This window comes from Lysobacter yangpyeongensis (assembly GCF_042655745.1).
Classification (GTDB): domain Bacteria; phylum Pseudomonadota; class Gammaproteobacteria; order Xanthomonadales; family Xanthomonadaceae; genus Agrilutibacter; species Agrilutibacter yangpyeongensis.
In genome coordinates, this window is the sequence record NZ_JBHSNM010000002.1 from 504,823 (window position 1) to 520,227 (window position 15,405).

The 15,405-nt window shown below is 67.9% G+C and carries 18 protein-coding genes; 5 read left to right on the forward strand and 13 right to left on the reverse strand.

Annotation, left to right across the window (positions count from 1 at the left end; translation table 11 throughout):
• Positions 1-5: 5 nt before the first annotated feature.
• The 3 genes from mreD to ACFPN1_RS09125 all read right to left on the reverse strand — a co-directional run bounded on the left by mreD (position 6) and on the right by ACFPN1_RS09125 (position 2,829).
• Entirely contained in the window at positions 6-491 is a 486-nt protein-coding gene (gene mreD, locus ACFPN1_RS09115; protein ID WP_386754852.1) for a rod shape-determining protein MreD, read from the reverse strand.
• Complete coding sequence (gene mreC, locus ACFPN1_RS09120) at positions 488-1,576, reverse strand: rod shape-determining protein MreC (protein WP_386754578.1); 1,089 nt, start codon at positions 1,574-1,576, stop codon at positions 488-490. The genes mreD and mreC overlap by 4 nt, the downstream gene beginning before the upstream one ends.
• Positions 1,577-1,782: 206 nt before the next feature.
• Positions 1,783-2,829: a rod shape-determining protein gene (locus ACFPN1_RS09125; protein ID WP_386754579.1), complete on the reverse strand. Its 1,047-nt coding sequence runs from the start codon at positions 2,827-2,829 to the stop codon at positions 1,783-1,785.
• Between the two features lie 240 nt (positions 2,830-3,069).
• Here ACFPN1_RS09125 and ACFPN1_RS09130 point away from each other — a divergent pair, with 240 nt between their 5' ends.
• The gene (locus tag ACFPN1_RS09130) at positions 3,070-4,002 is read left to right on the forward strand and encodes a carbohydrate kinase family protein (protein WP_386754580.1); all 933 of its coding nucleotides are present in this window, start codon (positions 3,070-3,072) and stop codon (positions 4,000-4,002) included.
• Between the two features lie 198 nt (positions 4,003-4,200).
• Here ACFPN1_RS09130 and ACFPN1_RS09135 read toward each other — a convergent pair whose 3' ends face one another.
• The 8 genes from ACFPN1_RS09135 to ACFPN1_RS09170 form a co-directional block, all read right to left on the reverse strand.
• On the reverse strand, positions 4,201-4,440 hold the full coding sequence (locus tag ACFPN1_RS09135) for a hypothetical protein (protein ID WP_386754581.1): 240 nt from the start codon (positions 4,438-4,440) through the stop codon (positions 4,201-4,203).
• Between the two features lie 226 nt (positions 4,441-4,666).
• Positions 4,667-5,404: a glycoside hydrolase family 16 protein gene (locus ACFPN1_RS09140; protein WP_386754582.1), complete on the reverse strand. Its 738-nt coding sequence runs from the start codon at positions 5,402-5,404 to the stop codon at positions 4,667-4,669.
• A gap of 150 nt (positions 5,405-5,554) precedes the next feature.
• Positions 5,555-6,022: an aminoacyl-tRNA deacylase gene (locus tag ACFPN1_RS09145; RefSeq protein ID WP_386754584.1), complete on the reverse strand. Its 468-nt coding sequence runs from the start codon at positions 6,020-6,022 to the stop codon at positions 5,555-5,557.
• Positions 6,023-6,186: 164 nt separating this feature from the next.
• Positions 6,187-6,435 (reverse strand): hypothetical protein, encoded by a 249-nt coding sequence (locus ACFPN1_RS09150; protein WP_386754585.1) that lies wholly within the window; start codon positions 6,433-6,435, stop codon positions 6,187-6,189.
• Between the two features lie 72 nt (positions 6,436-6,507).
• A complete protein-coding gene (locus tag ACFPN1_RS09155) occupies positions 6,508-6,852 on the reverse strand; it encodes a hypothetical protein (protein WP_386754586.1) in 345 nt (114 codons plus the stop codon).
• The gene (locus ACFPN1_RS09160) at positions 6,849-7,577 is read right to left on the reverse strand and encodes a hypothetical protein (protein WP_386754587.1); all 729 of its coding nucleotides are present in this window, start codon (positions 7,575-7,577) and stop codon (positions 6,849-6,851) included. Before ACFPN1_RS09160 ends, ACFPN1_RS09155 begins: the two co-directional genes overlap by 4 nt.
• Before the next feature lie 86 nt (positions 7,578-7,663).
• Entirely contained in the window at positions 7,664-8,554 is an 891-nt protein-coding gene (locus ACFPN1_RS09165) for an alpha/beta fold hydrolase (protein WP_386754588.1), read from the reverse strand.
• Positions 8,555-9,053: 499 nt separating this feature from the next.
• Positions 9,054-11,003, reverse strand: a complete 1,950-nt coding sequence (locus tag ACFPN1_RS09170) for a M1 family metallopeptidase (RefSeq protein WP_386754589.1) — start codon at positions 11,001-11,003, stop codon at positions 9,054-9,056.
• Between ACFPN1_RS09170 and ACFPN1_RS09175 the strand changes: the two genes are divergently transcribed.
• Complete coding sequence (locus ACFPN1_RS09175) at positions 11,002-11,238, forward strand: hypothetical protein (protein WP_386754590.1); 237 nt, start codon at positions 11,002-11,004, stop codon at positions 11,236-11,238. The two genes, ACFPN1_RS09170 and ACFPN1_RS09175, sit on opposite strands and share 2 nt — an antisense overlap.
• On the opposite strand, the gene ACFPN1_RS09180 is transcribed toward ACFPN1_RS09175, so the two are convergent.
• Both ACFPN1_RS09180 and ubiE read right to left on the reverse strand, forming a co-directional pair.
• Positions 11,202-12,125: a GGDEF domain-containing protein gene (locus ACFPN1_RS09180; protein ID WP_386754591.1), complete on the reverse strand. Its 924-nt coding sequence runs from the start codon at positions 12,123-12,125 to the stop codon at positions 11,202-11,204. The two genes, ACFPN1_RS09175 and ACFPN1_RS09180, sit on opposite strands and share 37 nt — an antisense overlap.
• Positions 12,126-12,259: 134 nt before the next feature.
• A complete protein-coding gene (gene ubiE / locus ACFPN1_RS09185; protein ID WP_386754592.1) occupies positions 12,260-13,021 on the reverse strand; it encodes a bifunctional demethylmenaquinone methyltransferase/2-methoxy-6-polyprenyl-1,4-benzoquinol methylase UbiE in 762 nt (253 codons plus the stop codon).
• Between the two features lie 246 nt (positions 13,022-13,267).
• On the opposite strand from ubiE, the gene ACFPN1_RS09190 reads away from it, so the two are divergent.
• From ACFPN1_RS09190 to ACFPN1_RS09200, 3 genes are all read left to right on the forward strand, one after another.
• The gene (locus tag ACFPN1_RS09190) at positions 13,268-13,723 is read left to right on the forward strand and encodes a nucleoside deaminase (protein WP_386754593.1); all 456 of its coding nucleotides are present in this window, start codon (positions 13,268-13,270) and stop codon (positions 13,721-13,723) included.
• A 117-nt stretch (positions 13,724-13,840) separates the two neighbouring features.
• Complete coding sequence (locus tag ACFPN1_RS09195; RefSeq protein ID WP_386754594.1) at positions 13,841-14,659, forward strand: D-hexose-6-phosphate mutarotase; 819 nt, start codon at positions 13,841-13,843, stop codon at positions 14,657-14,659.
• Positions 14,660-14,795: 136 nt separating this feature from the next.
• Entirely contained in the window at positions 14,796-15,293 is a 498-nt protein-coding gene (locus ACFPN1_RS09200; RefSeq protein ID WP_386754595.1) for a cupin domain-containing protein, read from the forward strand.
• Positions 15,294-15,405 lie beyond the last annotated feature (112 nt).

Sequence of the window (15,405 nt, forward strand, 5' to 3'; positions counted from 1 at the left end):
ACGTCCTATCGTCTCCGCCAGCCGCCCATGCGCAGCCCGTCGAGCAGCATGAACACGGGAACCCACAGCAGCATGCCGACCAGCGGCGAGAACCAGGACAGCGAATTGAGCAGCGGCGCGCCCAGGGTCAGGTGCACGGCCGCGGTCACGATGCGGTCGTTGAGCAGCAGCGCTCCGACCGCGAGCGCCTGCTGCGACATCGGGAAGAAACGCAGCCGCGCGCGGAAGCGCTGCAGGATGAAGGTGATCACCACCAGGCGCAGCGCCTGTTCGCCGAACAGGCTGCCCACGACGAGATCGGCGACCAGCCCGATCAGGAAGGCGAAGCCGAGCCCGACGCGCTCGGGGTCCTCCATCACCCAGTACGCCATCACCAGCGCCAGCCAGTACGGGCGCAACGCCTGCAGCATCGGCGGCACCGGCAGCAGCGCCAGCAGCAGGGCGATCAGCAGGCTCAGCGGCAGGATCCAGGGCGAACGCGCGCGCATCAGCGTTGCTCCTCTGGGGCCGGGACCCGGGGTTCGGGATTCGGGATTCGGGGTCTGGCGGCGGGCGGGCTGGGCGGCAGCGAGCCTTGTGCGGCAGCGGGCTTGGCACCCTTCTGCGGCGCGGTGGCGCCGGCCGGCTTCGCGCCCTGCTGGGGCGCGTCAGCATCCACTGCCGGCTTCGAAGCGTCGGCTTTCGCTTCCAGTCCCGAATCCTTGATCCCCGCTCCCGGCTCCCCGATCACCGGGCGCGCCGGCAAGGTCCGCAGCAGCAGCACGTCGCGGCCGCGATCGAGCTGGGCCGCGGGCTTCACGTCGCCGACCAGGAAGGCGCGGCTCTCGTCCGGACGCAGTGCGGTGATGGTGCCGACCGGGAAGCCGGCGGCGAAACGCCCCCCCAGGCCCGAGGTCACCAGCACGTCGCCGACCTTCACGTCGCTGGACAGCGGCACGCTCGCCAGCGCGAGCTGGTCGGCGCGGCCGGTGCCGTAGGCGACCAGGCGCACGCCGTTGCGGGCGATCGCGACGGGAATGGCATGGTCCGGATCGGTGATCAGCAGCACCGTCGACTGCAGCTGCGCCACTTCGATGATCTGCCCGACCACGCCGCCGGCGTCGATCACGGTCTGGCCCACCCGCACGCCGTCGCCGCTGCCGGCGCGCAGGACCAGGCGCTGGCGGGTGGGGTCCAGGTCGATGTCGAGCACCGGGGCGAGCTGCACGTCGAGGCTGCCCTGCTCGGACGCGCCCAGCAGCGCGCGCAGCCGCGCGTTGTCGGCATTCACGGTCGCCAGCCGCGCCATGCGCGCGCGTTCGACCAGCAGCTCGTTGCGCAGGCGGCGGTTTTCGGCGGTGAGCTGGCCCAGCGTGCCGGCGTCGGTGGAGACGCTCTGGATCACGCGACCGGGCAGCCCGGCCACGGCGCGCACCGGCTGCACGAGCGCCTGCGCCTGCTGGCGCGTGCGCGCGAGCCAGCCGCCGCGGTGGTCGAGCACGATCAGGACGACGGCCAGGGCCAGATAAGCCAGCAGCCGCAGGGTCTCGGCGATCTCGCCGGAGCGGCTTGCGGAAGGACCGGCGTAGGGAGGCACGTCAGGGGATCGAAAGAGCGGGAATGGGGAGTGGGGAATGGGGAACGTTGGTTCCCCGCAAGCCAGCACGCGCAGCAGGCATCCGGCGTGACCGCAGGAGGGGAATATCCAGTAAGCCCACTGGAGGTGCAGGAAGCTGCATCACAGGATGCGCCGGGAAATCATCATTCCCCCTTCCCTATTCCCTATTCCCGCTTCTGCACGCCTCACTCCGGCGCGAAGAACTCGTTGCCGTGCATGTCGACCAGTTCCAGCGCGCGGCCGCCGCCACGGGCGACGCAGGTCAGCGGATCGTCGGCGACCTGCACGTGCAGGCCGGTTTCCTCGCTGATCAGGCGGTCCAGGTCGCGCAGCAGCGCGCCGCCGCCGGTGAGGACGATGCCGCGCTCGGCGACGTCGGCGCACAGTTCCGGCGGGGTCTGTTCCAGCGCCAGGCGGATCGAGGCGACGATGCCGGCCAGCGGTTCGCGCAGGGCCTCGTAGACCTCGTTGGAATTGAGCTTGACCATCTTCGGCACGCCCTCGGCGAGGTTGCGGCCGGAGACTTCCATCGAGCGCGGATCCTTCTGCGGGGTCGCGCAGCCGATCTCGAGCTTGATGCGCTCGGCGGTGGTTTCGCCGATCAGGGTGCCGTAGGTGCGGCGTACGTAGCTGATGATGGCTTCGTCGAAGCGGTCGCCGCCGATGCGCACCGACTGCGAGTAGACGATGCCGTTCAGGGCGATGACCGCGACTTCGGTGGTGCCGCCGCCGATGTCCACGACCATCGAGCCGCGGGCCTCGGTCACCGGCATGCCGGCGCCGATGGCGGCGGCCATGGGTTCCTCGATCAGGTAGACCTCGCGGGCACCGGCCTCCTCGGCCGATTCCTTGATCGCGCGGCGCTCGACCTGGGTCGAACCGCAGGGCACGCAGACCAGCACGCGGGGGCTGGGGCGCAGGAAGCGCGACTTGTGCACCTTGCGGATGAAGTACTTGAGCATTTCCTCGGTGTAGGTGAAGTCGGCGATGACGCCGTCCTTCATCGGCCGGATCGTGTTGATGTGGCCCGGGGTGCGGCCGAGCATCTGCTTGGCCTCCGAGCCGACCGCCGCCACCGAGCGGTTGCCGCCGATCACGCGGTCCTGGCGCACCGCGACCACGGACGGCTCGTTCAGCACGATTCCCTGCCCGCGGACATAGATGAGGGTGTTGGCCGTGCCCAGGTCGATGGACAGGTCGTTGGAGAACATGCCGCGGAACTTCTTGAACATCGCGAAATCAGCCGTTTTGCCGGTCGAAACCGGTCCAGGGGAAGGGCACAGGGAGCCCGGTAGACTACGCGCAGCCCCTTGTCCAGACAAGGAAATTTTGCTCAAAAAATGAGCAGCCGCTGGCCCGCCCCCCGGGGCAACGGCTACCCTACGCGCCGCGCGCCTGCGGGCGCCCCCGGCACCGTCCGGGACCCATCCGATCCGCCCCTCGCCGGGGCACTCCACCAGGACGACTTGCCGATGGCAGCCTTGATCTGCGGCTCGCTGGCCTACGACACCATCATGGTGTTCCCGGACCAGTTCAAGAACCACATCCTTCCGGACAAGGTGCACATCCTCAACGTGTCCTTCCTGGTCCCGCGGATGCGCCGCGAGTTCGGCGGCTGCGCCGGCAACATCGCCTACAACCTCAAGCTGCTGGGCGGCGAACCGATCCCGATGGCCACGGTCGGCCAGGACTTCGGCCCCTACCGCGAGCACTTCGAGCAGATGGGCGTGCGCCTGGACCGCGTGAAGATCATCGACGAGCTGTTCACGCCGCAGGCCTTCATCACCACCGACCACGACAACAACCAGATCACCGCCTTCCATCCGGGCGCGATGATGCGGTCGTACGAGAACCACGTGAAGGACGTGCCCGGCGTGAGCTTCGGCATCGTCAGCCCCGACGGCCGTGAGGGCATGCTGCAGAACGCGAAGGAATTCGCCGAAGCCGGCATTCCCTTCATCTTCGACCCGGGCCAGGCGATGCCGCTGTTCAACGGTGCCGAACTGCGCGACTTCATCGAGCTGGCGGACTACGTGACGGTCAACGACTACGAGTCGAACCTGCTGCAGGAACGCACCGGCTGGAGCGAGAAGGACATCGTCTCGCGGGTGAAGGCCTACATCTGCACGCGCGGCCCGAAGGGCGCGGAGATCCACACCGCCGAGAAGAAGTACGACGTGCCGCCCGCGCACGAGCGCCGCGTCACCGATCCCACGGGCTGCGGCGACGCCTTCCGCGCCGGCCTGATCTTCGGCATCGAGAAGGGCTACGACTGGATGACCATCGGCCGCATCGGCAACCTGATGGGCGCGCTGAAGGTCGAGCACCCGGGCACGCAGAACCAGCGCTTCGACTACGAGGAGTTCGCCGAGCAGTTCAAGCAGCAGTTCGGGTATGCACTCTGAGTAGCGGCGGGAAGTGATTGTGCGAAAGGCCGCCTGAGGGCGGCCTTTTTTGCGTCGGTCGGTTTGATTGCTGGGGTTGTTGACGTTGGGCTTGATCTGCTCTTGCTCTTGCCCCTGCTTTTGCTCGTCATTCCCGCGAAAGCGGGAATCCAGTGTCGTCGCTCTTGCCCTTGCTCCTGATCGTCATTCCCGCGGTTTTCAACGGACGAATGTCCGGTCAAGCGGGAATCCAATGTCGTCGCTCTTGCCCTCGTCCTTGCTCTTGATCGTCATTCCCGCGAAAGCGGGAATCCAGCGCCTTTGCCGTTGCCCAGGATAATCGGCACTCGCGTTGCTGGCGGGCCGCGCCGGTGAGGGTGCGGCAAAAACAACAGCAAAAACCAAAAAGCAAAGCCACTGGATTCCCGCTTTCGCGGGAATGACGAGCAAAAACAACACCCGCGCGTCCCTGGGGAATGACGAGCAAAAGCAACCCCCGCGCGATCCTGGGGGATGGCGAGCAAAAGCACCCCCCGCGCGGTCCTGGGGACTGACGAGCAAAAGCAAACCCCCGCGCGGTCCTGGGGAATGACGAGCAAAAGCAACCCCCGCGCGGTCCTGGGGAACAACGAGCAAAAACAACACCCGGCGCACCCCTGACGACCAGCGCCACGGCGTATACAAGCTACGGCGTATACGTAAACCGACTGACCACCACCTCCACCCCCTTCCTGTTCGAAGGCGCCGCCAACAGCCACAGGTTCATGTGCACCGGCATCGCCGCGTGCGCGATGCGCTGCGCGTAATCGGCCGGCGCGAACGTCCAGTCGGCGATGGGGAAGCGGTTGTCGTCGTAATGGCCGTGCGTGGACTGGTAGCGGATGTAGGTCGGCTGCCAGATGAAGCGATGGGTGCTCGCACTGCCGTCGAGCGCGAGCGGAAACGTGTTGCCCCACGGCCCCAGCGCGGCCTGCACCGGCCAGGCGGTGTAGTTGAGCATGTCGGCCTTCGCATCGCCCCACTTCGCGAACTCGATGTCGATCTCGTTGGTGGCATCGGGGCCGACGTCCGCGGTCGGGTAGTTGAACAAGCCCAGCACCACGTTGCGGTCGAGCAGGTCGACGCGGCTCTTCAGCTGGAACTGGTAGGTGCCGTAACCGAAACGCAGATCGCTGACGATCTCCGCCGCGCACCACTTGTTGCCCTTGAGCTTGCTGATCCGCAGGTGCAGGTCGCCGTTGGCATCGACGAAGGCGTTGTCCTCGCACCAGGTGTTGTTGCGCGGCCCGCCCTGCCCGTTCGGCCGCACCGTCCAGGTCATGCCGGAAAAGAACAGCGTCTTGGCCGCGCAGGCCGGGGCGGCGGCGAGGCCCGCGGCACCGAGCAGCGCGGGGGCGATCCAGGTCTTCAGCACACGGTCCATCGGCAACTCCTTGCGTCGGACAACAGGTGTGGGGAAACGCGCGGTATCGGATCCGCGCGTTGACACGCGGTCAGCGCGCGTCCGCGTCGTCCACGAACGGTCGCCAACACGCTGCAAGCGGAGGAAGCGGTCCTCGCCGCTCCTCCAGCCTCACATCACATGCGCCAGCCAGAGCAGCTCGGGTTGCGCCAGCTTCTCGAATTCCTCGTACGGCATGCGCACCGCATCGGTGTGCGAGCCGGCGTTGAAGGCGATCTCCGGCTGCTGCGCCAGGCGCGAATCCACGTACACCGGCATGCCGTACAGATGCCCGAACGGCGGCATCGCGCCGACCTCGCAATCGGCGAAGGCGTCCTTGAATTCGGTTTCGCTGGCGAGCTCGACCACGCCGCCGCCGAGCGCGCGCGACAGGCGGGTGAGATCGACGCGATAGGCCGCGGGCATCACCATCATCGCCAGCCTGCCGTCGACCTTCAGCATCACCGTCTTGGCGAACTGCTGCTGATGGACGTGCGAAGCGGCGGCGGTCTCGTGCGCGGTGACGGTGCGGTCGTGGACGAGGGTCTGGTATGGCGCGTGGTGCTCATCGAGCAGGTTGTGCAGGCGTGGGGACAACATGACTCCCTCCGCGAGGCATCCGCCTTCCGTCCCGTGCGGCGGCGCCGCTGGTGGACGCGGCGCGCGCATCCTGCGGCGCCGACCGGGCGCTGCAGGTCCTGCGGGCCGGCACGCCGTCGCGGTCGAGCTTACTCCCGTCGCGGCCCGGGGGCGTGAAACGCTGATTACTCCGATTTGGGTGCCAGCCGCACCCCGGCTGCGCGGAGAATGGCGTCGAGCGCTTTCTCGTCGCCCATGTTGTAGGTCTGCTCGTCCCCATCGCTCTGTCCATCGATCAGGACCGCCAGCTGCCCACAGTGATAGCAAAGCAGGACCTGGTAGAGGTGGCCGTCGGCGCGGAACTCCACCGCATGCCGGTATTCGGCCACGCAAGCGGTGGCGTAGTTGGGCACATCCCGCAGCGACTCACGCAAGGCCGTCTCGACCTGGCTGCGTGGTTTGCCGGAGACGACCCGGGTCTTTCCAAGCAGCTTGTTGTCGTAAAGTCATGCGTCACGGCTGCACCACTCGCGCTGGCTGCGTTCCCACGCTGCACTTTGTGCCTTGGAGTAGGCGTCGTATTCCGGCGATCGCGCATCCGGTGCGGGCGTTGGTGGATGCGGCGGTGTCCACGGCTGCAAGGAATACAGTGTGAAGGCATCCGCCTTCACCATCGCTTCGAGCGCATTTGCCCGTTTCGAACCCGGCACCGGCAACGAAAGTTCGGTCCTTGGCTCTGCGAACTCGACCGTGCCCTCCTGCGAACCCGATGCCGCAGAGTTTGCTGGCGCGCTGCAAGCCGACACGGCCAACGCCGCCGCGAATACCAACACAATGGTGCGGCAGCTCACCACTTCGGCAGCCTGCCCTTGTCCAGCCCACCGACCTCGAACACCGCGGTGCGCTTGCCGCCCATCTTCACCGGGAATTCGATGCTCATCGTCCTGGCCCCGCTTCCCGCCATGCGCCACAGCGCGCGTTCGTCCTCGATGAACATCGCGATCGCCTCGTCGGTCTTCGGTCGCGAAGCCGCCATGGCCTTGGGCGCCTTGTCGTCGAGGGTCACCTGCACTTTGCAGCCGCCGTAGCAGTCGAAGTCGCCGTTCTCCAGCACGAGATAACTGCTGCGTCCCCACGACGGATGGTCGCGGAAGATCAGCCGCACCGGCTGCGCGGTGCCCACGCCGGTGTCGACCGGCTTCTTCGAATAGATCGCGGCGGACAGCTGGTGGCCGCCCTTCACCTCGATGCTCTGGTATTCCCACAACGCCGCCATGCGCTGCTGCTCGCGCGCGGCCTCGGCCTTGGCCTTGGCTTCCTCGTACTGCGCGCGGATGCGCGCGGTGACGGGACTGTCGGGATACATCACCACGAGTTCCTCGCCGTGCGCGCGCGCCAGCACCCAGTTGTGCTGCGCGTACTGCAGGTCGAACTGCTTGCCCAGCTCCTGCGCCTTCTGCTCCTTCGCGGCGGCCCGCGCGGCCGCGGCGGCCTGCGCGGCGGCCTTCTGCTGTTCGGCGGAATCGCAGGCCGACAGCGCGAGGACTGCAGCGACGATCAGGGACAGTCTGGTCATGGTCATGAGTCGATGGCTTCCGTCTTGTTGTAGGACCCCATGGGCGCGATGCGGTACCGATCGTGGATCGCGCCAATGGGGCGCTGCTACGGCGGGTCTGCGAGCCGGCTCACCGCGGCGGCCACGGCATCGGGACGCTCCACGATGGACATGTGGCCGCAGCCGTCGAGCAGCACCTGCTGCGCCTGCGGCATGCGCGCAGCGTACAGCGCGAGCGCGCTGGGATCGATCACGGCGTCCTGCCGGCACCACAGCAGCAGGGCCGGCTGGCGGATGCGCGCGGCGTCATCGCCGGGCACGAACCGTTCCGGACCGCGGCCGATGCGGTCGAGCACGCGCTGTTCGAATCCGGCATCGCGGCGGCGCCGCTCGATCACGCCGACGGACGCCGGCCACGGGACGGCGGGTTTCGCGGCCGGATCGTGGAAGACCGTGTCGATGTAGCGTCGCAACGACGCCGCATCGGTGACGGCGAACGGATTCTTCCCGGCCAGGACTTCGCGTCCGAAGGCGTTGTCCCGGAAACGCACGCCCGCCGCATCGAACAGGCCCACGCGCGCGACCTCGCGCGGATGCCGCGCCGCCGTCACCGCCGCAATGCCGCCGCCCATCGAATGCCCGAGCAGCACCACTGGCCGGTCCGGCGACAGTGCGCGGATGTACGCATCCACGCGCGCGGCCTGGGCGACGAAACCGTAGTCGGCGCCCGCCCTGCGTTCGCTCTCGCCCCACCCGGGCAGGTCGGGAATCAGCAAGCGGTAGCGCCCGCGCAGGCGCTGCGCGAGCGGGTACCAGTTCTCCTTCATCCCGGTGAAGCCGTGGATCATCACGACCACCGGCGCGTCGCGTGGCGCGTCGTCGTTGTAGGCGTAGACCCAGCGGTGGCCGGCGACGTCGATGCTGGCGGATGAGAGACCCGCGGCAAGGCGTTCGCGGGTGAATTCCAGACGGACCAGGCGGTAGGGGTCCAGCGCCATGGCGGCGAATGCTATCGCCACCAGCCCGATGGCAATGACGGTTGTCCGGCGCAGAAGGCTTCTGCGTGGGGCTCGCATTACTTGCGACGCCGCCGTACTGCTCCCTCGTCCCGCGAAGCGGGGAGAGGGACCGCTTCGCGCAGCGAAGCAGGGTGAGGGGTGTGGCTTCTTGCAAGGCTTGTCGCGCTCACGCCTTCCCGCTCCGCTCGCCCCTCATCCGGCGCTTCGCGCCACCTTCTCCCCGCACGCGGGGAGAAGGACTTGACCTCCCTCGCCCCGTGAAACGGGGAGAGGGACCGCTTCGCGCAGCGAAGCAGGGTGAGGGGTGTGGCTTCTTGCAAGGCTTGTCGCGCTCACGCCTTCCCGCTCCGATCGCCCCTCATCCGGCGCTTCGCGCCACCTTCTCCCCGCACGCGGGGAGAAGGAACTGCCCCTCGCCCCGTGAAACGGGGAGAGGGACCGCTTCGCGCAGCGAAGCAGGGTGAGGGGTGTACAAAACTTACTTCGCCGACGCCTTTGCCTTCGCCTCGGCAATCGTCGCCTCCACCGATCCCGTCGTGATCGGGTGATAGCCGGGCTTCGCCTTCGCCAGCACGTCTTCCGCCAGCTTCAGGCCTTCCGGCGTTTTCACCAGTTCCTTGTAGGTCGGCATGATCAGCTTGCGACGACCCACGCGCTGCAGGAACTTCGCGATCTCGCCGTTGGCCTGCGTGTAGCCGCTGCGCACCGCCAGCGGGTACCAACGCTGGGCGATCTCGCCGTTGGGCGTACCGGTGAAATGGAAGGCCTGGTCGAGCGCCGCCAGCTGTTCGGGCTTGAGCGTTTCCGGCATGCCTTCGATGAAGTGCACCCACTCCTGCGTGGTCCACTGCTTCGTCGCGTCGGCGGCGGGCAGCGTGCCGGCGTCGAGGAAGGCCTTGCGCGCGGCATCGACCGCGTCGAAGCGCGCCGAAGTCACCTGCGGCGCGGTGGCCGGGATGCCCGGCTGGTGCAGCCATTCGTCGAACTCGGCCTGCGTCACCTTGCCCGGGTACTTGTCCAGGAGGTTGGCCTTGGCGTAATCGGCGAACTGCTGCGAGGAGATCGACTGGAACGCGAAGTGGTCGAAGTAGCCGCGCAGGAACGCATCGAAGTCGGCGCGACCGAAGCGCTGCTCGAGGAACTGCATGAACCACGCGCCCTTGGCGTAGACCGTCGAACCCAGGTTGTCGTCGGGATCCTTGAGCTCACCCGGAATGCCGGCCAGCACCTGCAACGGCTTGTTCTCCTCGGTGAACTCCTGCCTGAGCTCGTTGCGCGCGATCACGCGCTCCATGTCGGCGCGTTCCTTGCCGTACAGCTCCTCGTCGATGCGACCTTCCACGTAGGTGGTGACGCCCTCGTTGAGCCACGCATCCTTGGCGGTGGAGAAGGTCACCAGGTTGCCCGACCAGCTGTGCGCGAGCTCATGCGCGATCAGCGAGACCAGCGACTTGTCGCCGACGATCGCGGTCGGCGTCAGGAAGGTCATGCGCGGGTTCTCCATGCCGCCGTACGGGAACGACGGCGGCAGCAGCAGCATGTCGTAGCGTTCCCAGCGGTACGGGCCGTACAGCTTCTCGGCGGTCTGGATCATCTTCTCGGTGTCCGAGAATTCGTTCGCGGCGCGATCGACCGACGCCGGCTCGGCCCACACGCCGCTGCGCTCGCTGATTGGCTTGAACACCAGGTCGCCGACGCCGATCGCGAGCAGGTAGGACGGAATCGCGTTCGTCATCCGGAACGTGTAGTCGCCGTCGCGCTTGTCGCCGGAATTGTCGTTGCCCGGCTCCATCGCCGCGCTCATCACCACCATCGTGTCCTGCGGCGCCATCACGTGCGCGGTGTAGGTGAAGCGCACGCTCGGCGTGTCCTGCAGCGGCACCCACGAACGCGCGTGGATCTGCTGCGACTGGCTGAACATGAAGGGCGTCTTCTTGCCTTCGGTCATCGCGGCGGTCAGCCACTGCAGGCCGGACGCATCGGGCGAGGTCGTGTAGGTGATGCGCACGCGCGGATTGCGCTTGGGCGTCTCGATGGTGAGCTTGCTGCCCAGGATCCTGTCGGCGGGGGCCAGCGTGTACTTGAGGTCTTCCCACTTGCCGTCGCTGCGCTCGCCGACGATCTTGCCGATGGTCAGATCGCGGGTGTCGAGCACGAGCTGCGTGGCCTTCGGGTCCAGCCAGTCCAGCGTCAGCGTGGCGCTGCCGTCGAGCACCTTCTTGTCGAAGTCGACCTTCAGTTCCAGTGCCAGGTCCTTGGTCCTGACCTTGTCGGGCTGGGCATACGAATGCTCGTCGATCATGCGGGTGGCCGTGGCGGGAGCGGTGGCGGCGGTCGCCGCCTCGTCGGCGGGAGTGGCCGCGCGCTGGCAGCCGCTGGTGGCGGCGAGCGCGGCCGCGAGGGACAGCATCAGGATCGAATGGCGCATGGAACAGGACCTGCGTGCGTGGGAAAGCGCCGAGTGTAGCGCCCTGGACGCGGGCGTCGTGGCCGGCGCGATCGTCGCGGGCATGGGCCGGTACTACAGGCGCAACACCCGCCGTCGCGGCACCGCACCGCAAGGGCGCCCCCACGGGCGCGACCGGGTCCCCCATTCCGGCGAACCGCCAGATTCCGTACAGCCGCCTCAGCCGCTGGCCAACCGCCGCAGCGATCCGTCGTGACCACCGTGGCCGCCATGGTCGCCGTCGTCGCACACCAGCATCGACCCGCCCCGCGCCTTGGCGGCATACATCGCGGCATCGGCCTCGCGGTACAGCTCCGCCGCATCCGTGCCCGGGCGGTACTGCGCGCAGCCGATGCTCACGCTGATGGGAATGCCGTCGGGGCGCGGCGCGGCGAGGTCGCGCAGCCAGTGCTGCACGCGCTCGTTCGCCGGGCTCGGTTCGTCGTGGATGCAGATCAGGAATTCGTCGCCGCCCCAGCGACCGATCCAGTCGTGATCGCGCAGCCAGCGCTGCGACGTCGTGACGAGATCGGTGAGCATGCGATCGCCCGCCGCATGGCCGTACACGTCGTTGACCGGCTTGAGGTTGTCGACGTCGAGCACGTACAGCATCAGCGGCTGGCCCTGCTCGGCGTGCTCGATGCATTCGTGCAGGCTGCGATCGCTGCCGCGCCGGCTCAGCGCATGGGTCAGCGGATCCTCCAGCGCATGCTTTTCGAGTTCGCGCATGCCGTCGTCGATCTCGCGCAGGCCGCAGTTGATGCCGCGCATGAGCAGGCCGACTTCGTCGCGACCGTCCTCGGGCAGTTCGGGCAGGCGGTGCTCGTGCTGATACGCCTGCACCACGTCCACCATCATCCGCAGCGGCGTCAACAGGTGGTAGAGCAGGAACAGTGCGGCCAGCACGCCCAGCAGCGTGACGATCACGGTCAGCGAGACGCTCAGCACCAGTTGCTGCTGGGTGGGGCCGTCATGCAAGAGCAACCACGCCAGGAAGACCCCGAGCGGAAGCAACGTGCAGCCGGCGACGACGGCCATGAGCTTGGCGCGGAACGAGTGCGGGAACACCCGAGAAAGCGCGCGATAGACACCCAGGCCCGCCATAGGACGTTCGTCCGGTTGCGGCAAAGTCGCCACGGTCGAGCATATCGGCGTGCATCACAAAGCTGAGTGATGCACAGCCGCGCTCACCCGTGCGGGTGAGGGAGAAAACAAAACGATTCAGATGCCGGCGTGGCTCAGGCCTTGTAGCCGGTATGGATCGCCACGATGCCCGCGCTCAGGTTCCTGTACGAGCAACGCGCGAAGCCTGCCGCTTCCATCATCGCCTTCAGTTCGTCCTGCGGCGGATGCTTGCGGATCGACTCGGCCAGGTACTGGTAGCTGTCGGCGTCGTTCGCGAACAGCTTGCCCAGCTTCGGCAGGATGTTGAAGGAGTGGAAGTCGTAGATCGGCTTGAACCAGTCCGCCTTCACTTCCGAGAACTCCAGCACCCGCGCCTGCCCGCCCACCTTGAGCACGCGCTGCATCTCGCGCAGCGCGGCGTCCTTGTCGGTGACATTGCGCAGGCCGAAGGCGATGGTGACCAGGTCGAAGCTGGCATCGGGGAAGGGCAGCTTCTCCGCATTGCATTCGACGAACTCGATGCCTGCCACCACGCCGCGATCGGTCATGCGGTCCCGGCCGACCTTGAGCATCTCGCCGTTGATGTCGCCCAGCACGATGCTGCCGGTCGCGCCGACGCGGTCGCGCAGCAGCAGGGCGATGTCGCCGGTACCGCCGGCGAGATCGAGCACGCGGTCGCCGCGCTTCACCTGGCAGGTGCCGACGAAGTAGCGCTTCCACACCCGGTGGATGCCCAGCGACATCAGGTCGTTCATCAGGTCGTACTTGCCGGCGACCGAGGAGAAGACTTCGCCGACCAGCTTCTGCTTCTCGGCGACGGGCACGTCGCGGAAGCCGAAGTGGGTGGTGCCGCGGGAGGTGTCGTGTTCGCTCATGCGGGGATTATTGCATCTGGGGGTTTGGAAGACGGGAATAGGGAATAGGGAATGGGGAATGGGGAATGGGAGATTCATGGCGGGTGGACATCCCTCGCGGTCAATTTCCCGATCCCGCCACGGCACACCACAGCTCGCTGCACCCAGGCGTTCCCTACTCCCTATTCCCTATTCTCTATTCCCCATTCCCGCCTTCTCCTTCAGCATCACCCCCACCCCACGCCCCCACCCGACGCCCCCGCCCCCATGCTCGAAGCCCCCGACTACCGCGCCCTCCTCGCCACCGCCGTTGCCGAAGCCCGCCAGGGCCTGGCCGAAGGCGGCATTCCCATCGGCGCCGCGCTCTACCGCAACGACGGCGTGCTGCTCGGCTGCGGCCACAATCGCCGTGTGCAGGAAGGCGATCCGTCCGTGCACGGCGAGACCGACGCCTTCCGCAAGGCCGGCCGCCAGCGCCGCTACCGCGACACGATCATGGTCACCACGCTCGCGCCGTGCTGGTACTGCAGCGGCCTGGTGCGGCAGTTCAACATCGGCACCGTGGTGGTCGGCGAATCGGTGAACTTCCGCGGCGGCATCGACTGGCTGCGCGAGAACGGCGTCAACGTGATCGACCTGGGCGACGACGAATGCATCGAGATGCTCGGCGGGTGGATCGCGGCCCATCCCGAAGTGTGGAACGAGGACATCGGCGAGGATTGAGGCGACGCGACGCGCACGCCCGTGGTCCCGCCGGTCGCGCCCACGGGGCGCTCCTGCGGTCCACGCGACGGTTCCGCCGCAGCGACGCGTTGAAAGCGCTCCAACCACCCCGCCCCGATGCAAGCCCAGCCCACCACCTTCCAGCAAACGCCCTGCCTCCGTCTGGTCGGCCGCGACGGCGCGACCGCGCTGGTCGCCCTGCACGGCGCGCACGTTCTCTCGTGGATCCCCGCCGATGGCCGCGAACGCCTGTTCCTGAGCGCACGCGCGCACTACGGCGCGGGCACGGCGATCCGCGGCGGCATCCCGGTGATCTTTCCGCAGTTCGCCGGGCGCGGAGCGCTGCCCAAGCACGGCTTTGCCCGCACCACGCCGTGGCGCCTGGTCGGCGTCAGCGACCGTGCGACCTTCGAGCTGGTGCCGGGCGCGACCAGCGCGGCGTGGCCGCACGCCTTCCGCGCGCGCCTGCATGTCGGGCTCGATGCCGGCGTGCTGACCGTCGCGCTGGAGATCGAGAACACCGGCGCGCACGAATTCGCCTTCAGCGCCGCCCTGCACACCTACCTGGCCGTCACCGATCTCGACGCCGTCGCCCTGCACGGACTGGCCGGACGCCGCTACGAAGACAGCACCGCGGGCGGCGCGGTGCGGCAGCAGACCACGGCGGAACTGCGCTTCAACGCCGAAACCGATCGCATCTACGTCGCGCCGCTGCATCCGCTGTCCCTGCACGACGGCCCGCATCGCCTGCGCATCGACCAGCACGGCTTCGCCGACACGGTGGTGTGGAATCCGGGCGCAACGCTCGCCGCCGGCATCGCCGACCTCGCGCCCGGCGAGCATCGCCGCTTCCTCTGCGTCGAGGCCGGACAGGTGCTGGAGCCCGTGCATCTGCCACCGGGCGGCCGCTGGTCGGGAATGCAGCGACTGGGCTGAGTGCCGTGGCGCGTTATCGCATCGCGTTAACGAACGCGGCGAACAATGCGCGTTGCCACGGCCGCTTCGCGCCGTCGGCTTCCTCCTCCCGGTCCGCTACGGCACCGCGACGGACCATCACCCCGGAGATGCGTCCATGAAACCGTTCCTCCTGCTCGGCCTGTGCCTGCTGCCCGGCGCGCTGCTCGCCGCGGAACCGCAACCCGCGCCTGCCGCCAAAACCTCCAGCCACGCGATGGTGCATGCCGCCACTATTCAGTGGGGCGACGCACCGCCCTCGCTGCCGCCCGGCGCCCAGGCCTTCGTGCTGGCCGGCGATCCCGGCAAGCCCGGCCCCTTCGCCATCCGCCTCAAAGCCCCGCCCGGCTACCGCGTCCCGCGCCACTGGCACCCCACCGACGAACAGGTCACCGTGGTCGAAGGCGACGTCACCTTGTCCATGGGCGAAACCACCGACGCGCACGAAGCCGACTTCGTCCCCGGCGACTACGTGATGCTGCCCGCGCACATGCAGCACGAAGCCAGCACGAAGAACGGTGCCGTCGTGCAGATCAACAGCACGGGCCCGTTCGAGATCAACTACATCAACCCGGCGGACGATCCCCGCAAGCAGGCGGCGGCGCAGACGAAGTAGGCGCGACCCGCACCGCGTGCAGCGCTGATATTCCGACGCCTGGCGTTACCCCGGGTGTCGAACCACGCCGCACAACGCACGGCGTCGCCGTAGCACCTGACGCAGGTCATGG